At 42.3% G+C, this 24,570-nt stretch carries 17 protein-coding genes; 7 read left to right on the plus strand and 10 right to left on the minus strand.

Translation table 11 applies throughout. The features are described from left to right. Positions 1-72 precede the first annotated feature (72 nt). Positions 73-1,566, plus strand: a complete 1,494-nt coding sequence (locus PQ469_RS19725; RefSeq protein ID WP_090648293.1) for a nicotinate-nucleotide adenylyltransferase — start codon at positions 73-75, stop codon at positions 1,564-1,566. A gap of 82 nt (positions 1,567-1,648) precedes the next feature. Here the strand turns inward: PQ469_RS19725 and PQ469_RS19730 are convergent, their stop codons facing one another. From PQ469_RS19730 to PQ469_RS19750, 5 genes are all read right to left on the minus strand, one after another. Further along, positions 1,649-3,484, minus strand: a complete 1,836-nt coding sequence (locus PQ469_RS19730; protein ID WP_274209220.1) for an alkaline phosphatase — start codon at positions 3,482-3,484, stop codon at positions 1,649-1,651. A gap of 56 nt (positions 3,485-3,540) precedes the next feature. Next, positions 3,541-5,052 (minus strand): RagB/SusD family nutrient uptake outer membrane protein, encoded by a 1,512-nt coding sequence (locus tag PQ469_RS19735; RefSeq protein WP_274209221.1) that lies wholly within the window; start codon positions 5,050-5,052, stop codon positions 3,541-3,543. A gap of 35 nt (positions 5,053-5,087) precedes the next feature. Continuing rightward, positions 5,088-8,444 (minus strand): SusC/RagA family TonB-linked outer membrane protein, encoded by a 3,357-nt coding sequence (locus PQ469_RS19740; RefSeq protein ID WP_274209222.1) that lies wholly within the window; start codon positions 8,442-8,444, stop codon positions 5,088-5,090. Between the two features lie 111 nt (positions 8,445-8,555). After that, entirely contained in the window at positions 8,556-9,500 is a 945-nt protein-coding gene (locus tag PQ469_RS19745) for a FecR family protein (protein ID WP_274209223.1), read from the minus strand. Positions 9,501-9,546: 46 nt separating this feature from the next. Next, positions 9,547-10,155 (minus strand): RNA polymerase sigma factor, encoded by a 609-nt coding sequence (locus tag PQ469_RS19750; protein ID WP_274209224.1) that lies wholly within the window; start codon positions 10,153-10,155, stop codon positions 9,547-9,549. A 125-nt stretch (positions 10,156-10,280) separates the two neighbouring features. Here PQ469_RS19750 and rpiA point away from each other — a divergent pair, with 125 nt between their 5' ends. Next, positions 10,281-10,967, plus strand: coding sequence for a ribose 5-phosphate isomerase A (rpiA, locus tag PQ469_RS19755; RefSeq protein WP_274209225.1), 687 nt, complete (start codon positions 10,281-10,283; stop codon positions 10,965-10,967). 39 nt (positions 10,968-11,006) lie between these two features. Here the strand turns inward: rpiA and PQ469_RS19760 are convergent, their stop codons facing one another. The 3 genes from PQ469_RS19760 to PQ469_RS19770 form a co-directional block, all read right to left on the minus strand. After that, complete coding sequence (locus PQ469_RS19760) at positions 11,007-12,551, minus strand: FG-GAP repeat domain-containing protein (RefSeq protein ID WP_274209226.1); 1,545 nt, start codon at positions 12,549-12,551, stop codon at positions 11,007-11,009. Between the two features lie 204 nt (positions 12,552-12,755). Further along, positions 12,756-14,531 carry a RagB/SusD family nutrient uptake outer membrane protein gene (locus tag PQ469_RS19765; protein ID WP_090648261.1) on the minus strand — a complete coding sequence of 592 codons (1,776 nt, stop codon included), beginning with the start codon at positions 14,529-14,531 and terminating at the stop codon, positions 12,756-12,758. Between the two features lie 11 nt (positions 14,532-14,542). Further along, positions 14,543-17,803, minus strand: a complete 3,261-nt coding sequence (locus PQ469_RS19770; RefSeq protein ID WP_274209227.1) for a SusC/RagA family TonB-linked outer membrane protein — start codon at positions 17,801-17,803, stop codon at positions 14,543-14,545. Positions 17,804-18,693: 890 nt separating this feature from the next. Between PQ469_RS19770 and PQ469_RS19775 the strand changes: the two genes are divergently transcribed. The 4 genes from PQ469_RS19775 (at position 18,694) to PQ469_RS19790 (ending at position 22,214) form a co-directional block, all read left to right on the plus strand. Then, positions 18,694-19,653 carry a sensor histidine kinase gene (locus tag PQ469_RS19775; protein ID WP_274209228.1) on the plus strand — a complete coding sequence of 320 codons (960 nt, stop codon included), beginning with the start codon at positions 18,694-18,696 and terminating at the stop codon, positions 19,651-19,653. After that, positions 19,650-20,357: a LytR/AlgR family response regulator transcription factor gene (locus PQ469_RS19780; RefSeq protein ID WP_090648247.1), complete on the plus strand. Its 708-nt coding sequence runs from the start codon at positions 19,650-19,652 to the stop codon at positions 20,355-20,357. Before PQ469_RS19775 ends, PQ469_RS19780 begins: the two co-directional genes overlap by 4 nt. A gap of 347 nt (positions 20,358-20,704) precedes the next feature. Continuing rightward, positions 20,705-21,265, plus strand: a complete 561-nt coding sequence (gene efp / locus PQ469_RS19785; RefSeq protein ID WP_090648241.1) for an elongation factor P — start codon at positions 20,705-20,707, stop codon at positions 21,263-21,265. Positions 21,266-21,935: 670 nt separating this feature from the next. Beyond that, on the plus strand, positions 21,936-22,214 hold the full coding sequence (locus PQ469_RS19790) for a hypothetical protein (protein ID WP_274209229.1): 279 nt from the start codon (positions 21,936-21,938) through the stop codon (positions 22,212-22,214). 178 nt (positions 22,215-22,392) lie between these two features. Here the strand turns inward: PQ469_RS19790 and PQ469_RS19795 are convergent, their stop codons facing one another. Next, positions 22,393-22,683: a helix-turn-helix domain-containing protein gene (locus PQ469_RS19795; protein ID WP_274209230.1), complete on the minus strand. Its 291-nt coding sequence runs from the start codon at positions 22,681-22,683 to the stop codon at positions 22,393-22,395. Between the two features lie 162 nt (positions 22,684-22,845). Next, positions 22,846-23,634: a hypothetical protein gene (locus PQ469_RS19800; RefSeq protein WP_274209231.1), complete on the minus strand. Its 789-nt coding sequence runs from the start codon at positions 23,632-23,634 to the stop codon at positions 22,846-22,848. A gap of 149 nt (positions 23,635-23,783) precedes the next feature. Here PQ469_RS19800 and PQ469_RS19805 point away from each other — a divergent pair, with 149 nt between their 5' ends. Continuing rightward, positions 23,784-24,518 carry a hypothetical protein gene (locus tag PQ469_RS19805; protein ID WP_274209232.1) on the plus strand — a complete coding sequence of 245 codons (735 nt, stop codon included), beginning with the start codon at positions 23,784-23,786 and terminating at the stop codon, positions 24,516-24,518. Positions 24,519-24,570: the final 52 nt, after the last annotated feature.

A 24,570-nucleotide genomic window follows, 5' to 3' on the forward strand; every position in this document is an offset into this window, starting at 1 on the left:
AAAAAACCGTATTTTTAAGGCGTCTTTTCAGATCATCATATTGGCAACAATAAACTATAATTAACTAAGGGTATGAATGCCATTCACAACAAGGATATAGGGACCAAACAAAAGGCACTTGCCATTAACCTTGATCCTAAAATATACGGTTCATTCGCCGAAATTGGCGCAGGACAGGATGTTGCAGCCAACTTTTTTAAGGCCGGCGCATCATCGGGCACTATAGCCAAAACCATGTCGGCTTATGATATGGTTTTCTCCGATGCCATTTATGGCGTACAACAATCAAGGCGCTACGTAAGCGAAGCCCGCTTAATATCAATGCTTGACCATGAATACGGGCTGCTGATTGAACGTTTGGCCGTACAACGTGGCGATTCCACAACGTTTTTCGCTTTCTCTGATACCGTTTCAGCTTTAAATTACAATAAAACCAACGACGGCCACGGCTGGATGGGGGTACGCTTTCAGCTACAGCCAAACGGCGCGTTTAATGATGTAGTTATTCACGTAAAACTGCTGGATAACGATACTAACCTGCAGCAGCAGGCTGTGGGCATTTTGGGGGTAAACCTGATGTATGCCTGCTTTTACTACAACGAAATTCCTCCGGTATTTTTGTTGTCGCTAATGGATAACCTATCAAGAGACAGGATTCAAATTGACATGATCCGCTTTGAAGGGCCCGATTTTACCAAGGTAGACAACAGACTGATGAGCCTGCACCTTGTAAAATATGGTTTTTCTGACGCTGCCGTATTTGGGCCCGATGGCAAAAACATGCAGCCTACCGAAGCGCTTTATAAAAAACACATTGTGGTGATCCGCGGCCGTTTCCGACCGATTATTAACGTGCATTTGGATATGCTGAATAATGGCGTTAAGCAATTTTTACAGGAACCCGATGTTGATAACACCAAAGTGGTAGTAGTTACCGAACTTACCCTGCAGGCTTTAAAAGAGCGAAACGCCGACCTGAATGCCGATATTGATGAAAAAGACTTTCTTGACCGGGTAGATATCCTGTGCTCGCTTGGGCAAACGGTTATGATTAGTAATTTTCATGAGTATTATAAACTGGTGGCTTACCTTTCAAAAATCACCAGGTTAAAAATAGGGATGGTGCTGGGCTTCCCTAATTTGGAGTACATCTTTTCGGAAGAACATTACAAAGATCTTCCCGGCGGTATTCTGGAATCATTCGCTACGCTATTTAGCCGTAAGGTAAAACTGTTCATATACCCTACCCTGCGCGATGGCGTAATCTGGAACTGCCTTAAATTTTACCCACCGCCACATCTTATCGATTTGTACCGCTACCTTATTGCCAACAACAAGATTGAAGATATCAGGCACTATAACGAAGGTAACCTGCATGTTGATACCGACAACGTGCTCCAGCTCATAAAACAAGGCTCTGCAGGATGGGAGGAATATGTACCTAACGAGGTAGCCGCCATGATAAAAAACCGGTGCTTATTTGGCTTCAATTGTGAAGTACCGCCGGTTAACGTTGTTGCAGAAACTAATGAAAGTGATACCCAGACGCAAACAGCTACTGTTTAACATTTGCCAAATAATTTTAAACCATAAAAAAAGCCGCCGCATAACAACATATACAGCGGCTTTTTTTCTTGTAACTAATCCCCTATTTCAGCAACGCCTTCAGCTTATTAAAAATTTCGTTGTTGTTAAAAATGCCCCTAAAATCAAGCGAGTGCGGGCCGTAGGCAAATAAGGGCACAGGTGTCCCGGTATGGTCGTTAGTACTAAAATCGCCCCAAACGTATCCTTTGCCGATATTGCCATCCAACAGCGTTAACCCACCTGTTTCATGATCGGCAGTAACAATAACCAGTGTTTCGCCATCTTCGTCGGCAAAGCGCAGGGCATCGCCAACCATCCGGTCAAAATCGCTGTTCTCGGTAATTACCTGTTTAAGATTATTGTTGTGGCCACCGTGATCAATCTGCGATCCTTCAATCATCATAAAAAATCCGTTTGGCGCATTTTTAAAAGTTTGGGTTACTTTTTTTAATGCCAGCGGCAAATAGTTTCCCCGGCCATCCATTTTGGGCCTGGTTACACTATCGTCCATTAATGCCAGGATCTTTGTTGCAGGTGTATTTATAAAATCATCAAAAGTGCGGATAATGGTATACCCGCGTTGTTTCATTTTATCGATGGGCGTTTGTCCATTTACCGGCTGGGTAAAATCTTTATAAGCCGACCCTAAAAATATATCAACCGGCGATGATACTATTTGACCGGCAATATCGGTGGCATTACTCCTTTCGGCATTATGAGCGTAAAAGGCTGCGGGTGTTGCATCGGTAAGTTCGCATACCACAATGTCGGCCGTTTTTTTTCCTGCTTCGGCGCTGTAATCGGCCAACGATTTTAATGGCTTACCTTCCGGATCAACCCCCACTGCCCTATCATTTGTTTTTTGTCCCGACGCAAAAGCTGTTGCGCCGGCAGCTGAATCAGTGATGTAGGCATCGGCCGAGTAAGTAACCGAAAAGCCCATGTTAAGCATCTGGAATATATTAAGCTGCCCCCTGTTGGCACTATAAGTGGCGTATAGTTGCGATAAGCCCATGCCATCGCCTATACATAAAATGATATTTTTAACCTTTTTTACCTCACCATCTGATTTATAAGTTGGGTGATAAATAACGTAAGGTTCTGGAGCAATGTATTCAGATTTCTCTTTCCTGTTTAAAAAATTGCCGAGCCCTTCTATGTCATCGGTTCCTATAACATCAACGCCCAAGCGCAACATAGCCAGCCAGCTGCTTTTGGTATCGGGAGTTTCGTAAAAACGTACTTTTTTGCCGGCATGATGAACGCTGTCGATGCCACCTTTTATTCTTTTAATTTCATCGGCATTAAATACGCCTTTGCCATTCCAATGCACATATTTGCTTAACGGAAAGCTCACCAATCCAATTTTTTTCCATTGAGCGGGCGTAAACCCATCTAAATGATCAACATCAAAAGATATCCAATCCGGGTAGTTTGGCATTACAGCTGCCGGAGGTACCGCCCCCGTCATTACGATAGATAACCTGCCGGGATGCCCATCATAGGCAAAATATTTTTCTAACGGTTTAAGTTCGCTGATTACCAAGGGTAATATGGCTTTATAATCTTCTTTTATTTCGATAAGCAGCCGCAGGTGTCTTTGCGGATCGCGGTTAAGTTTCTCGATTAGCGGATCGATATAGAAGATTTTCAACGAGCGTTTGGCGCTGATCTCCTTTTTATCATGCGCCACCATCAGTTGGCCGTTTACCGCATACACATCGGCCTCAATTGACCCAAAACCTTTTTCATAGGCCCGATAAAATGGAATGTTGTTTTTGTAATCATTGTGGGAGTGTGCATCGGCAACGGTATACTCTTTAATTTGTGCGCTCACGCACAAGTTTATACTCAGCAGCAAAGCGGTAAGCAAGATAATTGTAGTACTGTTTTTCATTTTTTAGTTCAATGTAAAAAACCGGGCGTTGCCCGGTTTTAAAGATATAAATTTATTTACCAGCCTGCATTTTGTTTTAGCTGTCCCTGGCTTATCTGGATATCTTTTGGCGGTATAGGCCATACATTATCCCTTGCCGGGTCAAAATTACGCGCTTTCCACACTACAGATCCATTAGCTCCATGCAATGGTTTGGCGTAAGTAGCCTGTGCATCGCCCCAACGCACCAGGTCAAAGTTGCGGTCGCTCCACTCACCTGCCAGTTCTACACGGCGTTCGTGTTTTAAATCAGCCATGGTAGCACCCGATTTTGGTGCCAGCCCAGCCCTTACACGTACCAGGTTTAAAGCTGCATCTCCGTTTTTACCCTGCATAATTTGAGCCTCGGCTTTAATGAGCAAAATTTCGGCATAGCGTAATAACGGAACGTTTAAATCTGTCGACGGCTCATCGCCATTAGGGCTTACGTGAATGCCGCCGGCATAGCTAAACGGCTCCATGTATTTATTAAACTGGTAACCGGTTAAGCTGTTGCTTTTGCCACCAATTGGGTAAGTATACGTTTGGCCAAAATACTGGAAAGTATCACCGTTTTTAAGAATAGTTGTTGCCAGCCTTTTATCGCCGGTTTCAAATTCGTCAACCAATTCTTTTGTGGGCTGATAGTAGCCAAAACCATTGTATAAACCCCAGCCTTTATTCTCCAGCATAGCACCAGGCAAAATGCTTTGCCCGTTTAAATTGCTGGCTACCGACCAAATGTACTCGGAACTATAGTTATTGGCTATTTTAAATACATCGGCATAATTTGCTAACAAAGCATGTTTGCCACTTAGAATAACTGAATCGGCATATTTTTCGGCATTGGCATAATCCTTAGCGTGCAGGTAGGTTTTGGCCAGGTATGCCCATGCGGCTGTTTTGTGCGCCCTACCCTTATCAGCGGCAGCAAGCTGATCAAAATAAGGTAACAGCGATGCCGCTTTCTTTAAATCGGCTTCTATGTAAGCGTAATTATCTTTAACTGAAGCTAATTGTACAGGAAACGCGATTGGATTAGACCGGTTTTGAAGGGGAGCTCCCTGTTTATCGGTACCATATAAATCGGCAATTTCCAGGTGCATAACCGCGTGTACAAAGTAGGCCTGCCCCAATATAAAGTTTTTGGTAGCCTGATCCATAGTGATGCCGGGCACATTAGCTATAACATCATTTGCCCTTTTCATTACCACAAAATGTAACGACCATGGCGCATAAATACTGCTTTCGTTACCGGTACAAACAAAGTTTTTGATATTTTCCCTATCGGCAGATGTACGGCCAACTACCATATCATCACTGGCGTTTATAAACCAAAAGAAGCCGCGGCCGTACAAATCCTCGCTGTTGCTTTGTTTTTCGTAAAGACCATTAGCTGCCGCCTGGGCATCACTTGCATTTTTCCAAAAGTTGGTGCTTGTTGGCGTACCTGTAGGCTTAATATTATCTAACGTGCTTTTTTTACAGCTTTGCGCAAGTATAATTACCATTACACCTAACAAGCCTTTAACTATATTTTTAAATTTCATCTTAATTGTCTCCTTAATTCTCTAATACCTTGTTGTTATAAGCCTACGTTAATACCTATTAAAATGATCCTCGATTGTGGGTACAAACCTAAATCGACCCCGTTTTGGTTGATACCAACTTCCGGGTCAAGGCCCGAGTATTTGGTAAATGTGGCCAGGTTTTGCGCGTTGGCAAAAACCCTTGCACTACGTACCCCTATTTTGGTCATCAATGTTTTTGGCAGGGTGTAACCAAGTGTTACATTTTTGATGCGCATGTAAGAGCCATTTTCGACATAAAAATCAGATACGTTACCAAAGTTGCCATTGGCATCACTTGCCGAAAGCCTTGGTATGCTGGTGTTGGTATGTGTAGGGCTCCAGGCATTTTTGGCATCGGCCAGCAGGTTATAGTTTTGGATTGACGCGTTTAAACCTGTGTATTTAACGGCGTTGAAAATTTTATTGCCGGCAATACCCTGTAAAAACACGCTCAGGTCAAAGTTGCCATAGTTAAAGTTGGCTGTAAAGCCGTAGTTGAATTTAGGAAACGGCGTGCCTAAATAGGTTTTATCGGCATCGCTAAGCTTACCATCGCCATTTAAATCAAGAAATTTAATATCGCCCGGTTTTGCATTTGGCTGGATAAGTGCGCCCGACGAACCTTTATAGTTGTTTACCTCATCCTGGGTTTGGAATAAACCCGCGGTTTTGTAACCGAAGAAAGAGTACAGCGAGTATCCCTGCTGCAATTGAACCGGAACCAGGTTATCCCTCACCGTTGGACTTGATAAAATTGTTTGCTGGCCTGGTAAAATATCCTGGATCTTATTCTTTATATATGATCCATTGGCAGCAAAGTTATAATGCAACTGGCCAATACTGTTCTGGTACTTAACCGATAACTCGATACCTTTATTCTGAATTTCGCCGCCGTTTACAAATGGCGGGTTAGATACACCAAAAACGGCCGCTACCGGTGGTTGAAATAAAAATTGAGTGTTTTTTTTCACAAATACATCGCCGGTAACATTTAGCTGGCCGTTTAACAAACCTAAATCGAAACCGATATCTGTTTGGGTTGCTTTTTCCCATTTGAGGTCAAGGTTGGCCAGGCCATCAATTGCTGATCCTGTTATTGCTGCGGCAGGGCTGCCCAAATAGCCCGCAGTTTTGGTTAAGGATACCGACGTAGGAAAGTAAGGCAAACCAGCAAGATTACCTGACTGGCCATAACTTGCCCGCAATTTTGCAAATGACACTAAACCATCGGCCGGAAAAAATGATTCCTTACTAATCAACCATCCTGCAGATATTCCAGGGTACGTTTCTGTACGGTTTTTACTGCTCAACTTCGAAGTAGCATCACGCCTTATGATGCCGTTCACAAAGTATTTTCCTTTATAATCGTACCCTACCCTACCTAAATAAGAGATGAGGGCCGTTTCGTTTTTATTGCCCTGCAAAGGAACACCTGTTGGATTCAATGTCCCATTTATAATGTACCGGTATGCCGGATCTTCGCTCAAATAATTATCAGTATTTACACTAAAAAAATCCTGCGTATCATCCTGGTAAGTATAACCTGCCAAAGCAGTTACGTGATGATCACGACCAAATGTCCTGTCAAAGTTTAAGGTTTGCTCGGCAAGTATCGTCCTTGAATTATTTTGTTCCTGGAAAAGGAAGTTATCAAAAAACTTTTTTCCCGGCTCCAGTATCCTGGTGCTGAAATTTTTGATAGTCTCCATGTTTTTGGTAACTGCCAGGTTCGAGCGGAATTTTAACCCTTTAATTATGCTTACTTCTATATACGGGTTTATGGTAAAGCTGGTAACCGCATCGCTGTTATCCAGGCGTTTTAAGTAAGCAACCGGATTTATAACATCACCATATGAACCTGCATAAGCAGCAGGCACACCACCAAAGCTGCCATCGGCATTATAAATTGAGGCGTTGGGCGGATAAAATATGGCTGATAATATAGCACCTGTATAAGCGCTTGTTGTATTGGCCCCCTGGCCGTTATTGTAGGAGAACGACATGCTTTCGCCCATTTTTAGCCAGTCTTTTATCTGGTGATCAGAATTCACCCTGAAATTGTAGCGAAGCGAATTAGTGTTTAAAAGAATTGCATCGTTTTTACGATACCCTCCAGACACAAAGAATGTTGATTTTTCGTTACCTCCACTGATATTAAGGCTATAATCCTGTACATGGCCGGTCCTGAACAATGCATCAGTCCAGTTTGTGCGGGTAATGCGCGAATCGGGGTTTACAGTGGCATCAAAAGCCGGCAGACGCGTTTTACCAGCATTGTCATATGCCGTATTTATAGCGTCGGCATACTCGGCAGCATTTAAAGCCTGCAATATTTTAAGTGCATTTTGTTCGCCTCCTTTTACCGAAATATCCAGATTGGTTTTGCCTTGTTTACCGCGTTTGGTAGTTATTAAAATTACACCGCCCGCTGCCTGGGCACCATAAATAGCGGCATATGAATCTTTCAAAACATCGATAGATTCGATATCATTAGGATCAATTGGTCCACCGTTATAAATGGTACCATCAACTACGGTCAAAGGACCTTCGCTATTTACTGAACTTCGTCCACGTAACCTGATGCTAGGCCCGGATGTTGGGTCGCCACCTTCATTTAAAACGGTAACACCGGCTATTTGCCCCTGCAGCATTTCGGTAACCGAACCTACCGAACGATCCTTAACATTTGATACTTTTAATGAGCCTATAGCACCGGTTACATCCGATTTTTTTTGCGTACCATAACCTACCACCACTACCGCCGACAACCCGGTTATATCTGCACTTAAAATAACATCAAGCGGTGAATGATCGGCAACTACCTCCTGGGTTTTGTAGCCGATAAAAGAAAAAACCAGTACCTCGCCCTGCTCAACCGATATTTTAAAAGCACCGTTAACATCTGTTGAGGTGCCGGCCTGCGATGTTTTGCTGCGGATGGCAACACCTGCAAGAGGACCGTCTTTGTCGCTCACGGTACCGGTTATCACTACTTTTGCCGGCACTTTTACCACTTTTTTACGCGAAATAATAATAGTATTATATTTCTCGCGGTACTCCAGCTGGGTATTAATGGTTAAAGCATTCAATACATCCTTTAAAGGTTTGCCAATAAAAGTGCTCGCTTTTACTTTAACTGCCGCCACATCATCTAATTTGTAATTGAAGGCCACGTTGTTCATGGCCTTTTTTAATTTTTCGAGCGATGCATCCATCGTCTCATCGGCAAACTTTACAGTTACCGGCTGGTCAATCAATGATGCTTTACGCTCGGCCAGGGATTGGCCCGGCATCAACGTTGCGAAAATTGTTAAGAGCAATAAAATTGCGGTCATTAACTTTCTTGAAATCTGGGATAAAGATTTTTCCATACATTTGTTTTTAAAAGTGATTAGTAACCGCCGATCTGGGTTTAGTTTTGGCAGTTACACTTAATAAGCCAGTGCTTGTTAGTAGCAGGCATTGGTTTTCTTTTATATCTATTATTTAATAGTTACTACATCTTCGTTAAGCCGGTATTTACGGCCATCAATAAACTGCAAAATATCAAGCACCTGGTTAATGGTTAACTTATTTGAAAACCTGACCGAATAATGCTGCCTGCTCAATCTTTTACCCGCGTATTTAAAATTGACGTTGTACCTGTTTTGCAGGTAAACAGCCACCTCCTTAAATTCAACGTTATCTAAAATCAGGTCGTCATGCATCCAGCTTAGCGCGTGGTCGCCAATAATGGTTTGTCTTGAAAAATTTTGGTTTTGTTTGTTGTAGGTTACCTGCTGCTGCGGTGTGTACATCCCTAAGGTATGCTGTCTGTCATGCACTTCAACCTTACCGCTGTTTACAAACACTTGTATGGTTGGCAGCTCGCGGTAAAACTTAACATTAAATGAGGTACCCAACACCTGTGTGGTAACACCCGCCGTGTGAACCAGGAAAGGTTTTGTGGCATCGTGCTTTACATCAAAAAAGGCTTCGCCGTTTAGCAAAGTTACCTCCCTTACAGCAGCGCCGAATTTAACCGGGCACCTGATGGCGCTGCCCGCGTTTAGTTGCACAAGGGTATTATCGGGCAGCAATACTTTTTTCATTTGACCTTTAGGCGCGGTGATCACCTGGTAGGCAATTACCTCAGCTGGTTTAGGGCCTGTAAACATGCGGTAACCCAAAATGCCCGCAAAAAGGGCTATTAGAATAACCGCGGCTACTTTTAACCAGGCAGTGTTTAAACGGCTTATGCGGGGCTGGTTAACGGTTTGCGCTTGTATTTTATCCCAAAGGGCCTGCTTTAAACGCCCCACAGGTTGCGGCGTATCCTGCCGGCGGTTTAAATCCTGCATCAGCATTTGCAAATACGCTAACTCTTCATCGGTGCATTTGCCTTCGTTAAATTTATCAAGTAGTTTTTTTATTTCCTTTTCTTTCACTTATAAGCCTTTATACTTACCAAGTGACTGCAGGAGGGGCTATGTACTATAACAACCGTAAAAAAATTATCAGCAGCAAAAATTCGCTGAGCTTATCGGGCGGGATGACGTTATAATAATGATGAACTGCTTTTTTTAACCGGCCCAGGGCACTGCTAATCTGGTTACGCACGGTTTGGTGCGATATGCCTAATTCTGCAGCTATTTGCTGCCCGTTCATATCCTGCTCGCGGCTGCACAGGTAAACCTGGCGCATTTTTTCGGGCATATCGGCAATTTCGCGGTTTATTAAAAAGCTTAGTTCGGCAAATGATAATTTTTGGGCGGTACTGTCCTCGGCCATATCCGGCAACTCCATAAAATCATTTAATGATTGTGGTTGTTTACTTTGCTTTTTGAACCACTTGTAGGCCATGTAATTTACCGATACAATCAGGTAAGCCTCCAGCGGGCCGTTTACCTGTATGGTGTAGCGGTTTTTCCATACCGATAGGAAGAGTTCCTGCACCATATCCATCGCCTCGTCTTCATTCTGCGTTTTTTTAAGAGCAAAGGCTATCAGTTTATCGGCGTAACGCTCATAAATTTCCTGAAATGCACTATCATTCCCGCTTTGCAGTTCCAATAAAAGTTGAGCATCCGAATACTGTTTCACAAGCCTTTTTTATAGGGGTAAAGTAACGCCAATGATATTAATTTAAATTTAAGGATATATTAAAGCTTTGGAAAGCGATCCAAATATATTTTTTTTAATTCAAAATCTCTGTTTAGCTTACACTTATGAACGATTTAAAACTTGAGGCGGCAAAAGCAGCCGTAAAATTCATTAAACCCCACCAAACCATAGGTTTAGGAGCGGGCAGTACCATTGCCCACCTGGTTACCCTGGCTGCCGCTGATGATGAACTTACAGCGTCGGTTACCTTCACATCGTCATCTTTTAAAACTACAGCTACGCTTGCCCAAAACGGTTTAAGGGTAATGTCGCCTGCATTGTTAAATCAGCTTGATATTTATTTTGACGGATGCGACCAGTTTGATAAACAACTGAATGCCCTTAAAAGCGGTGGGGGCATCCATACCACCGAAAAGATCCTGGCATCAATGGCCGATGAATTTATGCTGATTGGCGATGCTGGAAAATATGCAGATAAGCTGGATACCACCTACCCCCTGGTTATTGAAGTTTTGCCCGCCGCGTTGCAAATCGTATTAAAACGCCTGGCGGCAGATTTTCCGGGTGCCAAAATTAATCAGCGTATTAGCAGCCAGAAGGATGGCGCGGTGGTATCAGATAACGGTAACATGCTGGTTGATGTATTTTTCGCGGAGCTTTTACCGCTGGATGAGTTAAACATCAAGGTAAAAATGACACCGGGTATCGTTGAGCATTCTTTGTTTTATAGGATGGCCACTAAAGCCATTATTGCCGGTGAGGATGGGATTAGGGTGATTGAAGCTGTTTAAGAATCAATCATTTTATATAAGAACAGCAGACAAGTTGTCCTAATGTCTGCTTAAAAATTTATTATTGTTTTTTAATACAATAAACGGTGTGTGAATATCCCAACTTGGGTTTACAGTTGCATCATTAATAAAACCCATCGAAAAATTGCCTAAAATAATATCCGGGCTGCCGTCGCCATTATAATCGTTAACATCCATACAAATCCAGCGCCCCTGGTTGTATATAGGGAGGTTGTGGGGTATAAAATGCATGGGGCTGTCCTGTTCAAAATAGGTAAAGCCTTCGCCGGGATTCCTCTTCAGATCCGAAAAAAAGGCAATCAGCGCTATGTCCAGCTTGCCATCACCGTTAAAATCGGCGGCTATGGCTTTGGTGGCTCCGTTTACGGGATAAAAATAGGCTTGCTTAAATTTAAAATTGCCCTGGTTAAGGTATATATAAACGCCGTGGAAGGGCTTCAATATTTTTGAATAGTCGCTATTATCGCCGCTGGTGTATAAAACATCCGGTAGCCCGTCGTTATTAAAATCAACCAGCTGAAAACTGCTTGAGCCATACATCGGCGGAAACCTCAAAATGTTCCTGCTTGTAAAACCTCCTTTATGGTCATTCAAAAACAACCAGACACCTTCATCGGCCTGGGCAAATAAACAAGCTACATCGGGCCAGCCATCGTGGTTAAAATCGCCAATAACGGCGTGCTCGGCACCGGGCATGTTGCTGATGATGTGTTTTTCAAACTGGTTTCCGGCCAATTGCTTATACCAGTACAAGCCCCCCAAATTATGGCCAAATCCGCATACCACCCAATCCTGCAAACCGTCTTTATTAATATCGGCCGGTACGGATTGTATTGGCCTTGGCAATTTATCGGCAATCTGAATTTCTTTTTGATAGTTTATGGATTTTAAATCCACCTGTTTTACAAAACCGTTGGTTATATCAACGGCATCCATCGAACCGATGAAAGTAAAAACGCTTTGCTCGCCGCCTTTATCATCTTTACCAAATTGCACATCAACCGCGGGCGAATGGTATTTAACGGTTGACAACAGCTTTAGCTGGTTTGACCACTGGAAAATACTGCTATTCATCCTGTCGCTGGAATAAATACGCTGCCCCGCAGTATCAAATGCCACCATGGTAGTTGTTGCCAAAGGCACATCATGGGCAGGCTTTATTAAACTGAAATTGGCCCAATCTTTTAACGGGGTAACAGGAACCCTTGCGGGCATCAATTTCTTTGGTGATGCTTTGGTATAGTAATCAACAATTTTTAACCAATCGTCATAGGATACCGCCGATTTTGCCGACAGGTCGTTTACATACTGGTCATCGGCATACACTTTTATGCCCAAACGGGGGGCCATTGCGGGCAATACATGTTTTGCCCAGGTTTCCTGGTCAAGCAGCTGAGGTTCGGGATATTGATGGCAGCTTTTGCAATAGGTAACCGACATACTTTTCCCATCTGTTGCAACCACATGCGGTTGGGGGCTGTTACAATTAGAAGAGACGAAGCAAACTACTGCTGTAAATAAAAATAAGGTTGATGTTAAAATGTAATGTTTGCCAAACCTCATAACCGGCTGCTAAAGTTTGTTGATGAATATAAGCCCCCTCTAAATCTCCCCCGGTAGGGGAGACTTTAACTTCGAGACCGGCAAAACATTTGCCGCCCCGACATTTAAAGTGCTTAAGTTATTTTTAAAGATCTTAGTATATTTTTACATACAAAAAGAGGCAGCTAATGCCACCTCTTTCTGTTTTATCAAAAATAAACAATATTAATAACCAGGGTTTTGTTTCAGGGCAGATGATGATCCGGTTGATTCCAGGTCGATTTGTGCCTGCGGAATTGGATAAACCTCATTTTTACCCACTGTAAAATGCGCGCCGGTAACATCGGTTATGTTTTTGCCATCATAGCCAAAATAGGTAGCCAACGACTGCTGGGCTGTACCCCAGCGAACGATATCAAAAAAGCGATGGCCTTCCATACCTAACTCCAGCTTCCGTTCAAAATAAATAGCTTTTAAAGCCACTGCTTTGCCCGAAAAATAACCGGCAGGATACTGGCTTACTACATACTTTGCAGCCGGTGTGGTAGTATAACCACCCATTGGATTGGCAGCATCTTTATAAGTATACACGATACTTGCCGGTTTAGCCGCCCTTGCACGTACTAGGTTTACGTATGATAAACCCAAATCGCCGGTGCCTAATTGTGCTTTTGCTTCGGCTGCCATTAACAATACATCGGCAAAGCGGATAATATTAACCTGGTTTGCATTACCCGGTGCCCAGGTATGGCTATCGCCTAAAGTACCCTTCGTAGCCTGGTAATAAACATTCTTTTTAGGCGAGTACGGACCAGCCGAACTTTGTTCGCGAATCCAGTTTTGACCAGGGTGATTACCCCAGTCAAGATACGGAATACCACGGCGGCCAACTGTCCAGTCTAAACGTGGGTCAAGGTTGCCGGCATCAAGTGTAAAAGCAGCAGTTGATGCAATGCCCTGGTCGTTAACTACAGCGTGGCTGTTGTAGTCATCTAAATAAGGTAAGCCGGTAGCATCGGTACGGAAAGAGTTAGCCAGATCTTCAGTAGGCTGAAAAAATCCGCAGCATCCAAAAGGGCTGTTGTACGGGTAGTTCAGCATATCGCCGTTATTAGCTTCACTGATAGTCCCTGTACCGTCATTTGCTGCCTGCTGAATTGCGAAAACGGTTTCCTTATTGTTTTTGGTTGCCGCGTTAAAGTTATCCTCGTAATTATCTGTTAAACCATAAGCAACACCTGCCGAGTTTGTTCCGCCGGTAATAACTTCGGTAAATGTTTTATCGGCATTAGTATAGTCTTTTTGGTACAGATAGGTTTTAGCCAGGTAAGCACCTGCCGCCCATTTGTTCACCCTGCCAACCTGTGTTTGCGTTGCCGGTAAGTTTGCGTAGGCAAATGCAAAATCGGCAACTATTTTTGGCCATATATCTGTGGTATTGGGCTGCACAAAATTGGTTGTGGTTTCATCGATATAGGGCACATTGCCAAACATCTTTTTCAAGTCGAAATAATAATGACCGCGTAAAAACCTGGCCTGCCCAATAATATTTGCTTTATCGGCAGCAGATATGCTTGTAACCGCTGCTACCGCTTTTAACACGTTGTTTGCCCTTGTTACACCTTCATAATCGGCGATCCATTTTGTATTTAAAAAACCGTTACTGGCATCAACCGTAAATGTTGCTATAGAGTTGATAGCAGGCTGATCGATACCGGAACTGCCTTTGTGAGCATCGCCACCGGCCACGCTGCCATATATCCAGTTATCGGGTGATGCTTCCCAGGGATTACCGCCACCAAAAGCAACGTTGCCGCCTTTTTGGCCATCGAGCGCCGAATATGCGCCAATCAAAAGGCCATCTACACCTGCCGCCGTTGTTATTTGCGCCGTACTTAACGCACCCAATGCAGGCTGGTCAAGAGACGACTTTTTGCATGAACTTTGAACTATACCAGCTATAACTAAAGTACAAACTGATAAACGTATGATATTTTTCATAAAATCTTTAATTAAAATTTAACTTGTACACCTAATAAATAAGTACGGCTTGGCGAGTAGTTACCCCTATCAACACCAAAGTTGGTGCTGCTATTGGTGTTACTGGTGGTACCGCCACCCACAATCTCGGGATCAACGCCGGAGTACTTGGTTATGGTAATTAAATTAGCTCCTGATAAGTAAATACGTGCGCTGCTTAAACCAATTGCTTTGATCAGGTTAGGTGCAAACTTGTAACCTATCTGCAGGTTTCTTAAACGCAGATATGAGCCGTTTTCTACATAATAAGAGTTGGGTACAGTATTGGTACTAAATGAGCCATCAATTTCCTGGATAGGTGCTTTGGCATTCATATGGGTAGGCGTCCATGAATCATACAAAGCTGTTTTGCTTTTTGCACCCGCAAAATTGGCGTAAAAATCTGTCCACCATCTTACATCATTCCAAATCTTGTTGCCGTACGAGCCATACCAGAACATATTCAGATCGAAGTTTTTATAGGTAAAATCGAGATTTAAACCGCCGGTAAATTTAGGGTTAGGGTTTCCAAGCAATGTACGGTCACTGGCATCTACTTTACCATCGCCGTTTACATCGGCATATTTAAAGCGGCCAACAGCGGCATCGGTTTGATAAGTACCCCCTGCTTTTGTATTGGCTGCATCAATTTCGGCCTGCGAATTCCAGAAACCATCAGTTTTGTAACCAAAGAAACCGCCCACAGGGCCGCCTACCTGGTTGCGTATAATGGAGCTGCCATTAAAACGGCCCGAGTTTTGGTCGAAATAAGGCTGCCCTACAGTAACGGCCTTAATAACGTTATGATAAGTAGTAAACGTTAATGAAGCATTCATTTTCAGATCATGACCCAGTGTTTGATGCGTGCCAATGGCAATATCCAAACCCGTATTATTCATAGCTCCAACGTTGCTGTATGGCGCTGTTGCAGAGCCCGCAGTACCTGGCAGGTTTGGATTGAATAGCAAGCCGGTGATGATCTTTTTGTAATAATCGGCGGATATGTCCCACTTCTGGTTAAAAAACGAACCATCAAAACCAATATTTAAGTTTTTATCAAGCTCCCATTTAGCATCGGGGTTACCTATCCTGGTTTGGGTAAAACCGGCAACTGTACTGGTTGATGTACCGGCAATATCATAATATGAATTGGTTTTAATTGCGCCAAATGTGGTAAATGCGTTGGATGGGTCCACATTGATCTGGTTACCCATTACACCGTATCCACCGCGGATCTTCAAATCGCTTATCCATGCTGCTTTTTTCAGGAAACTTTCCTGCGATATGCGCCAGCCTGCACTTACTGCCGGGAACCATCCATATTGGTAAGTTAAAAACCTTGATGAACCATCACGACGGAGCGTTGCATTTAACAGGAACTCATCATTAAAAGTATAATCTAAACGCGCAATCAGCGATTGTAGCTTATCTCTTTGGATGGTGCTATAAGCAGTTGGCGTACCGGTACCTGTTGTTATAGTGGTATAATTTTTATCAAAAGTAAAGTAACCGGTATTGGTAGCACCCAGGGTTTCGTACCGGTTTTTATAGTTCTCTGTACCTACCAGTAATTTAATATCGTGTTTACGAATGGTTTGGTGATAGGTTAAAGTATTTGTCCAGGTGTAATTGTACCCGTTAAATGAGTTCTCTGAGTATGAGTTGGTTGTGTTGTTTTCAGAGTTCTCGTATTCAGGGAAAGTAAACGAGTGGTTATAATCAGAATAATACTCGCCGCCAAACTGGGTGCGTAAGGTAAAGTATTTCAGGAAATCAACCTCGGCAAAGGCATTACCAAACAGCCGGTTATAAGCTCCATAATTATTGCCGGTACGTTGTTGTACAGCCACCGGGTTACGGGCGTTACCTAAGTTTGCTGTATTTGAGCCGGCATAGTTACCTGCAATATCATATACAGGAATAATAGGCTGCTCGCGGAAAGCCATACCAATACCAGAACCCTCGTCATTTTCATTGATCAGCGGATTTTCTGTTACCGAGTATGATAAGTTTTCGCCTACCCTGATGTGTTTAGATACATTAAAGCTGGTATTTGCCCTTACGGTATAACGCTTATCATAAGTATCTATCAGGGTGCCCTTCTGGTTGTAATAGTTCATGGAGAACAAGTAAGTGGCCAGGTCTGAACTGCCGCTTAAAGCCAGGTTATGGCTTTGTATAGGGGCCGATTTAAATATTTCATGATACCAGTCGGTGCCTGCTTTGTTGGCCTTTGTAATACGGTAAAAGCCAGATGGATCGCCGGAGGTATAAAACGGGTTAACGTAATACTTTGATGGATCGACAGCCGGATCGCCGTCATGTACGCCATAAGGGCCTGTACTACCCGCGCTAATATAATCGGGCAATACATTGCCGTTGGGGCCATACAGGTTGCTGCTTAAATCAACCGGTATTCCTTTTAAAGCAGCGGTATTTTGAATGGCCAGCGTTCTGAGGCTGGTCATTTCCTGCGGATTTAACAAGTTAAACACATTGCCGCCTTTAGGTACCTGGGTGCCGTAATAAGCATCATAAGATACGCTTACCTTACCGGTACCTTTTTTAGTGGTGATAACAATTACACCATTGGCAGCGCGCGCACCGTATATTGATGCCGAACTTGCATCTTTTAATACCTGCATGCTGGCCACATCATTGGGGTTAATGTCGCTTACGTTTGTAGTGGGTACACCATCAACAACATACAGCGGCTGGTTGTTGCCAAACGTATTGGCGCCACGAATTTTTACTGAAGGGTTTTCGCCCGGCTGCCCCGATGCAATAACGGTTACACCCGCTGCCTGGCCCTGCAACTGGTTTTCTACTGATGATGTTGGCTGCCTGTTGGCGGCGGCTACATCAACTACGGCTACCGCACCTACCAGGTCTTTTTTTCGCTGGCTGCCGTAACCTGTTACTACCACCTCGTTTAAGGTATTGTTACCGGCAATCAGGGTAATGTTCAAATTAACATCAGCACCAACGGTTATTTCTTTAGTAACATAGCCTATATAGGATATGACCAGCGTGTTACCCGGACTTAACGAGAGGGTAAAATCGCCGTTAACGTCGGTAATGGCACCGGTTGCGGCGCCTTTTACCCGTACCGAGGCGCCAATGATAGGTAATTTGTCATCGCTGGCGATAACCTTTCCCTTGTACTTTGTTTGGGCAGTAACTACCACCGAAGAAACCAGGCAGCATAACAGCACACCCAGGAATCTCCCTTTTAGGAGTAAACTTTTAAACATGAATTTGAGATTTAATTGATATATATTTGGTTATTTATTGATTGCAAACAGAACGTGTAATCACCTATTAATCAGCTGTTAAATAATGCGTTCCGGATCTCACCCCGGAACGCAAATCCAATATCATTTCTCAAGTGATATTGATCAACTAATTCTCAAATGACACGTTTACTAAATCATTTAAGCTCTTCAGATACCGATATTATCAACCTTGTTGATTTACAGTTTTAGCTGCGCAAAACCGTAAAATCAGTTCGTCAATACACGTGTATCGCTAATTCCTTATCCCGATCACCAGGAGCACAAAAGGCGCCTGTTAAAAATGTTTACTTATGTAAAGAGGCCACACGATTTGCGCGCCCCAGGTAAATGCCCCGGTTTATTATAATTGTTCACAAATAATAAAATAATAGAATTATAGATTTTAATAAATCGACAAAACATACCTATTGTAAGACCAAACAGGTAAATAATGCGACAAAAATATTTTCGCTTTTTGACGCGCTGGAATAGCAGAACTTGCGGGGATATTATATATTAGCAAGAGTTTAAAAGACTGCCATAAAACCGATTTAAAACCAGTTTCACGTATAAAATCTGGACAATTTTAAAAACAACAGCTTTTGCGTGGATATTTCGCAATGAATTAGTATGTACCAGCCAGGCAATCACATGTTTAAACATCAACAATCGATTGTCCCCTGTTTGTTACTATTTGTATTGTAAAAATAATACTGCATTTATGTATATAATTTCATTAAACCTTTTATAAATGTACTTTAGCCATGCATGATAAAAACAATATAATAGGTTTGAATTTGTACAATAAAAAATTCAGGATTTGGGCGCATGTATGCGTTTGGCTTGTTCTGATGGCTTTACCATACATCATGCATTCAATCAACGTATTGCCTTCCCGCACGTTTACAGGCAAAGAAATGAGCGGGTTTATTAAGCTTGATTATGTGGGTTATATTTATTGGATAGCCGCTTTTTATTTCAACAGCTTAATTCTTATCCCTCATTTGTTCATGAAGGGTAAATACCCTTACTATGTGCTGGCTGTACTTTCAATTTATGCCATTTACCTGTTTGTATACCATCATATTTATAACTGGCTGGAGATAGACCTGCCTTATGGGCTGCTGCGCACCAGCTGGCTGCGGCTGCCCGCGTTTTTACTCACCATGGCGGCAAGCCTGGCCTACACTACCATAAACGGCTTGCTTGACTATCAGGAAAAGCTGCGCGAAAAGGATAAAGAGAAATTAAAAACCGAGTTGTCTTTCTTACGGTCGCAAATAAGCCCCCACTTTATATTTAATGTACTTAACAACATCGTATCGCTGGTAAGGTTAAATAGCACCGAGCTGGAGCCTACGGTAATGAAACTTTCGGGATTAATGAAATACATGCTTTACCATACCGATGAAGAGAAAGTGAACATTAAGGTTGAAGAAGAATACCTTAACCATTATATTGATTTGCAAAAGCAGCGGTTTGGCAAAAAAGTTAAGGTAGAGACTTCATTTACCATCCTGAATAAAAACCAGCTGATTGAACCGATGCTGTTAATCCCGTTTGTTGAAAATGCCTTTAAGCATGGGGTTGGTTCCATTGATGACCCGCGTATTATCATTGAGTTAGTTACCGATGAACGATTTTTAAATTTTACGGTTATCAACAAATATAATGCTTTAAATACCGCGCCGAAAGACGAATCGTCGGGCATAGGCATAGCCAACGTGAGCCGCAGAATAAACCTGTTGTATGAAAACAAACATCAGTTAAGCATCAAAAGCGAAAACAATTGCTTTGAAGTTAACCTGATACTAAAATTAGATGCATGATAAATTGTATTGCAATTGATGATGAGCCGCTTGCCTTAAGTTTACTTGCCGATAACATAAGCAAAATTCCGTTTTTAAACCTGCAAGCAGCTTGCGACGATGGATTTTCGGCCAATAAAGCCATGCAGGAAAACGACATCGATTTAATATTTGTAGATATCCAGATGCCCGGGATGACGGGGCTTCAGTTTATAAACAGCCTAATTAAAAAACCGTTGGTTATCATTGTATCGGCCTACAAGCAATATGCTTTAGATGGTTTTGCGTTAAATGTGGTTGATTACCTTACCAAACCGGTACCCATGGATAGGTTTATGCAGGCCTGTAACAAAGCAAAAGAGCTTGCCGAACTTAAGGCGTTAAAATACGCTCTGAACCCGCCTGCCTTAAACTACACTTATATAAATGCAGGGTACACCGTTGTTAAAATTACTTTTGACGAAGTGCTATACCTGGAAGGTTTACGCGATTATGTTAAAATATACTTTACAGGCCATAAAAAGCCGGCCATTGTGCGGCTCAGCTTCAAAAATGTAGAACAAAAATGGCCATCGCATTTTATGCGCATTCACAAATCTTTTTTTATTAATGCGCAAAAAATTGAAGCTATCAATAAAACGGCGGTTATTATTAACGAAAAAGAGATTCCTATAGGCGAAGCTTACCGGGCAGCGGTAACGGCGTTGATACAATCAAATAGTTAATAACAATTCGGCCGATATCTTTTCAAAAACCTTGTTTCATAAAAAAGGGCCGAAAAACTCTCGCAGTTTTTTGATCGGCCCTACATCTACCTATGAAAAACAATCCTTTGAGAAGGATATTAATTTATACTCAATTACAGTACCAAAAGTTACATGTTGATTAAAATAAATAAAACAGCACTTTAATTTTATTTACGCAACAGCTTGTGGAAATACTTCTACTATTATTGTGTAATAAGGGCGCGATTGGGTATTTTATATATCGCAATTACCTATGCAAAAATTAAGAAACAGCGAAACCCAAAAAAGCGTATATCTTTGCGCACAAATTTTATAATTATATTTTCATGGCAAAGGCATCTGAAATTAAAGTAGGAAACATTTTACGCTACAACGGCGAATTGGTAACGGTTACCGAAGTACTGCATCGTACACCGGGTAAAGGCGGAGCTTTCTACTTAGATAAATTTCGTAACATAAAAACCGGAAAAATTGTAGAGGCCCGTTTAGCAACCGACGAACAGGTTGAAATTTGCCGTGTAGAAACCAATGATTACCAATACCTTTACGAGGAAGGCGATTATATGGTGATCATGGACAATACCACTTACGATCAGCTAAGCATCCCCAAATCGTTATTTGGCCCATCGGCAAGGTTTTTAAAGGAGGGGATGAATGTTATCGTTTCTATCGAGAGCGAAGAACCTATTATGGCCCAGGCGCCCAACTTTGTTGAGCTGGAGATTACCTACTCTGAACCGGCCGTTAAAGGCGATACATCATCGGGTGCATTAAAGGCCGCAACTACCGAAAATGGTGTGGAAATAAAAGTACCATTGTTCATCAACCAGGGCGATAAAGTAAAAGTTGATACCCGCACCGGCGAATATATCGAGCGTGTAAAATAATAAAACGGCTTGTACAGGTGTTCGCTTTTGGGCGAGCCTGTTCGGGTGTTCGGGGAGCGAAAAAATCAACTACAAATCTCTTCCCCGAACACTTTTGTTTTTTCATTCTCCTATGCGGGAATGATGGTAAAAACATCAAATTACTGCACAAAAACAGGTAAAAAGATCAATTTTTTACTTAGTATTTTGCAAAAAATCATACAAAAAAACTACGGGCGTTTCCCCAACCGGTAGAAGTTGGGGCCAGGCCTTGCATTCATACGCGCACAAGGCATTAGGCGCGTCCGACACTCAGGCCCTCTCCCGCGGCCGGTATCCATTGCAGTCCTTAACGCGAAAACGGTTATAACACAACATCGTGGTAAATTATAGGAGCAGCTAAAAATCGATTTAGCTACCGGCAACATTCAGGCACCGGCTATTCTTATTCTATTACTTTAAAAAAACCGCATGATTTTGTGAAGATAACAGATTATCGCGACTTTTGGACAGATACGAATTTGATGAAACCGATAAACTTTTAAACTAATTACCCGAACACCCTCCATAAACGCGGCTTTGGGATTACAACCGGCTTTGTACACCCGCCAGCCCCTCTACGAGAGCCCCTTCGGGGACGGGAAGGAAACGTCACCGGGGACAAAAAAATTAAATTAAATCTTAAATAAAAATGAGTGATATTTTAGAATCAAAATTAGTTTTTCAACTCCTGGTGGGGTTTGTCATTTTTATCTCATTCTTTTTAATCGCCAAAATATATTTAATTGTTAAAACATCCGATTGGTCAATTTTTAATATCGTCCTGGTTTCTCTTCCATTTTTGGCACTTGTATTTATCTTTATTTTCACTTTTACGGAACGCCAAAGGCTGGCGCTTGGAGTATTTGTTGGAGGGTTGATAATTATCGCAGGGGGATTGTTAATTGCAAGGAGGATCATCAAAAGATAGCATCGGCCATGCATTCCGTCCCCTCGCATCTCTCGGTAGAGGACCCTGAGGTTCCCGCCCCCCTCGCATCAACACGGCTTTGGGATTACGACCAGCTTTGTACACCCGCGGGGGCCTCTACCGAAAGACCTCGCGGGGACGGGAATATCATCGATTATAATTCTTTATTGGAACTTTTTTACTTGATCAACATATCGATCAATGCCTTTTTAAGATTTGGAAATAGTTTTTCAAATAATTCGCGTTTATGTTCAGGGACATCACTTATATCGGTAGCAATCAAATAAACCACGGCTTCCGGTACTTCAAAAAAATCACAGAGCTTTTTTAAGGTTGAAGGATTGGGACGTTTTATTCCACTCTCAATCTGTGACAGCGAAGTTTGTGTCAAATCGCATTGCTTAGCTAGCTCCGTTTGATTTAGATTTTTCTCCAATCGCAGTTCTTTGATTGCTTTTCCTATATTCATAATTATTTCCAATGGTCTGAGATATCTCTGATGATTTCGATAACCATCACGATAATCTGGATGTAGTTTATTTTATCCTCCTCGCTAATTTCAACAAGGGATTGATGCTTTATTGTTTCTTCTAGCCTTTCTTTTGCTCGGCGTATTTTATTTAAATTGCTTTCACTGAGATTCGATTCTGTAGATACAAGAACCTCTTCTAAGTCCTTGATAATTACTGCTATATTTTCTATATTCATGATTTACACGTGTTGACCAATAAAAAAAGTTACTTAATGGGTTACTGTTTTTTTGGTTAACATCGTTTTCTTCGTCCAACCGTCTGCATAGAAAGTGCATAATAGTCCGAAGTAATTCCCGGAAATCTACCAAGTTGCCAGCACCCTCTAAAATCCCATGTAAATAGATGATGAATAAAGTGCTTTTATGGATTTTATGTTCCAGCCATACAAAGTATTCAGCAAGTGCTTTTTTAAATGCATTGTATAAATAGAGGGTATTATTCGCTCGGTAAAAATCAATGGAAAGTTGAATCTTTTGAATCAGCTTTTGTTCCTTTTCGCCCAAACTACTAACTGATTTTTCGGTACGACGAACAACAAATTTTTCAAATCCGGCTATCTGCGCTACAGCCGCATCATGAAATCCATATATTGGATCCTCATATAGAATAACTTTAAATAAATCATCAAGGCGATCAGAAACCTTTCTATTATACAATAACTTAGATCGTAAACCCTGCCCTTCAATCAAAAATTCAGGCTCCCATATGCTGTTACGCGCTTCAGAATGTTGAGTATATGAAGCAAAGGTTTGGGTTATGTAATCTTGAAAATCGTTCTGTATAGACCGAAACTCCAATAGCCTTTCTTCTTGAAATGCGACTTCATATTTACCTCCGCCAAGTTTTTTTAGCGTTTTTTCCAGCCTGTTTTTTTTTCTCGCTCTCATTATTACACAAAGTTAATAATAATTGCATAAAATCATCAAAATATTTTTTTTTAATTAATAACTATGAATTCAATTTTATTATGACTTCTTTGCCCTACCCCCAAAATATTTCCCCAACAACTACGTTTATTAACATCACCATTAAACCCATGAGACTATCCCTAACCTTACTGTTCCTGCTTACATTAACACGTTGTTTTGGCCAGACGCTGAGCGCTGTGGACAAGAAGCTGGCCGATGTCTACGAAAATGTGCCGGAGCGGTACACCGATGATCAAAAGGAAGCCAGGATGGAACTTTTTGAAAGGCTGTTGATGAAATATACCCGGCAGCTGCCCAAAACTATCGGTTACCCGTTTAAAAATTTGAGCGAAACGAGCGCGGTATATATTTCGACCTCGGACGATGGCAACTTGCGCATTTACTCGTACGACAGGAACAGGAGGCGGTCGATGCCCTGGTTTAATAATGTGTACCAGTACAGGGTTAACGGCAAGGTACTGGCCAGGCATGTGAAGCCTCCGTATGATTTGGTGCCCGATTATACCATTTACAAAATTAACACCCTGGCTGCAGGCGGCAAAACCTACTACATAGCCCAACGCATAGCATTTGGCGGCCTGCTCACCGAGTACAGCCTCCGGTTTATGACAATAGAGAACGGCAGGGTTAACGATAACATCAAACTGGTACAAACAGGCAAAACGCTTGAAAACGTGTTGATATGCGGTAAGGTCGACGAGTTGAACGGCGAGCAGAAATTCAGCATAGATTATGATAAAGCCTCGGGCACCATTTCGATGCCGGTAGTATCGGATGATGGAAAGGTTGGCAGCAAGCGGGTTGTTTATAAATTTAATGGGAAGTGGTTTGTGAGGGTGTAGCAGACAATGAAAGCAAATCACAACGCGACCACTCCAAACCTGGCCAACTATT

The sequence above is a fragment of the Mucilaginibacter sp. KACC 22773 genome, from assembly GCF_028736215.1.
In the GTDB taxonomy this organism is placed as follows: Bacteria; Bacteroidota; Bacteroidia; order Sphingobacteriales; family Sphingobacteriaceae; genus Mucilaginibacter.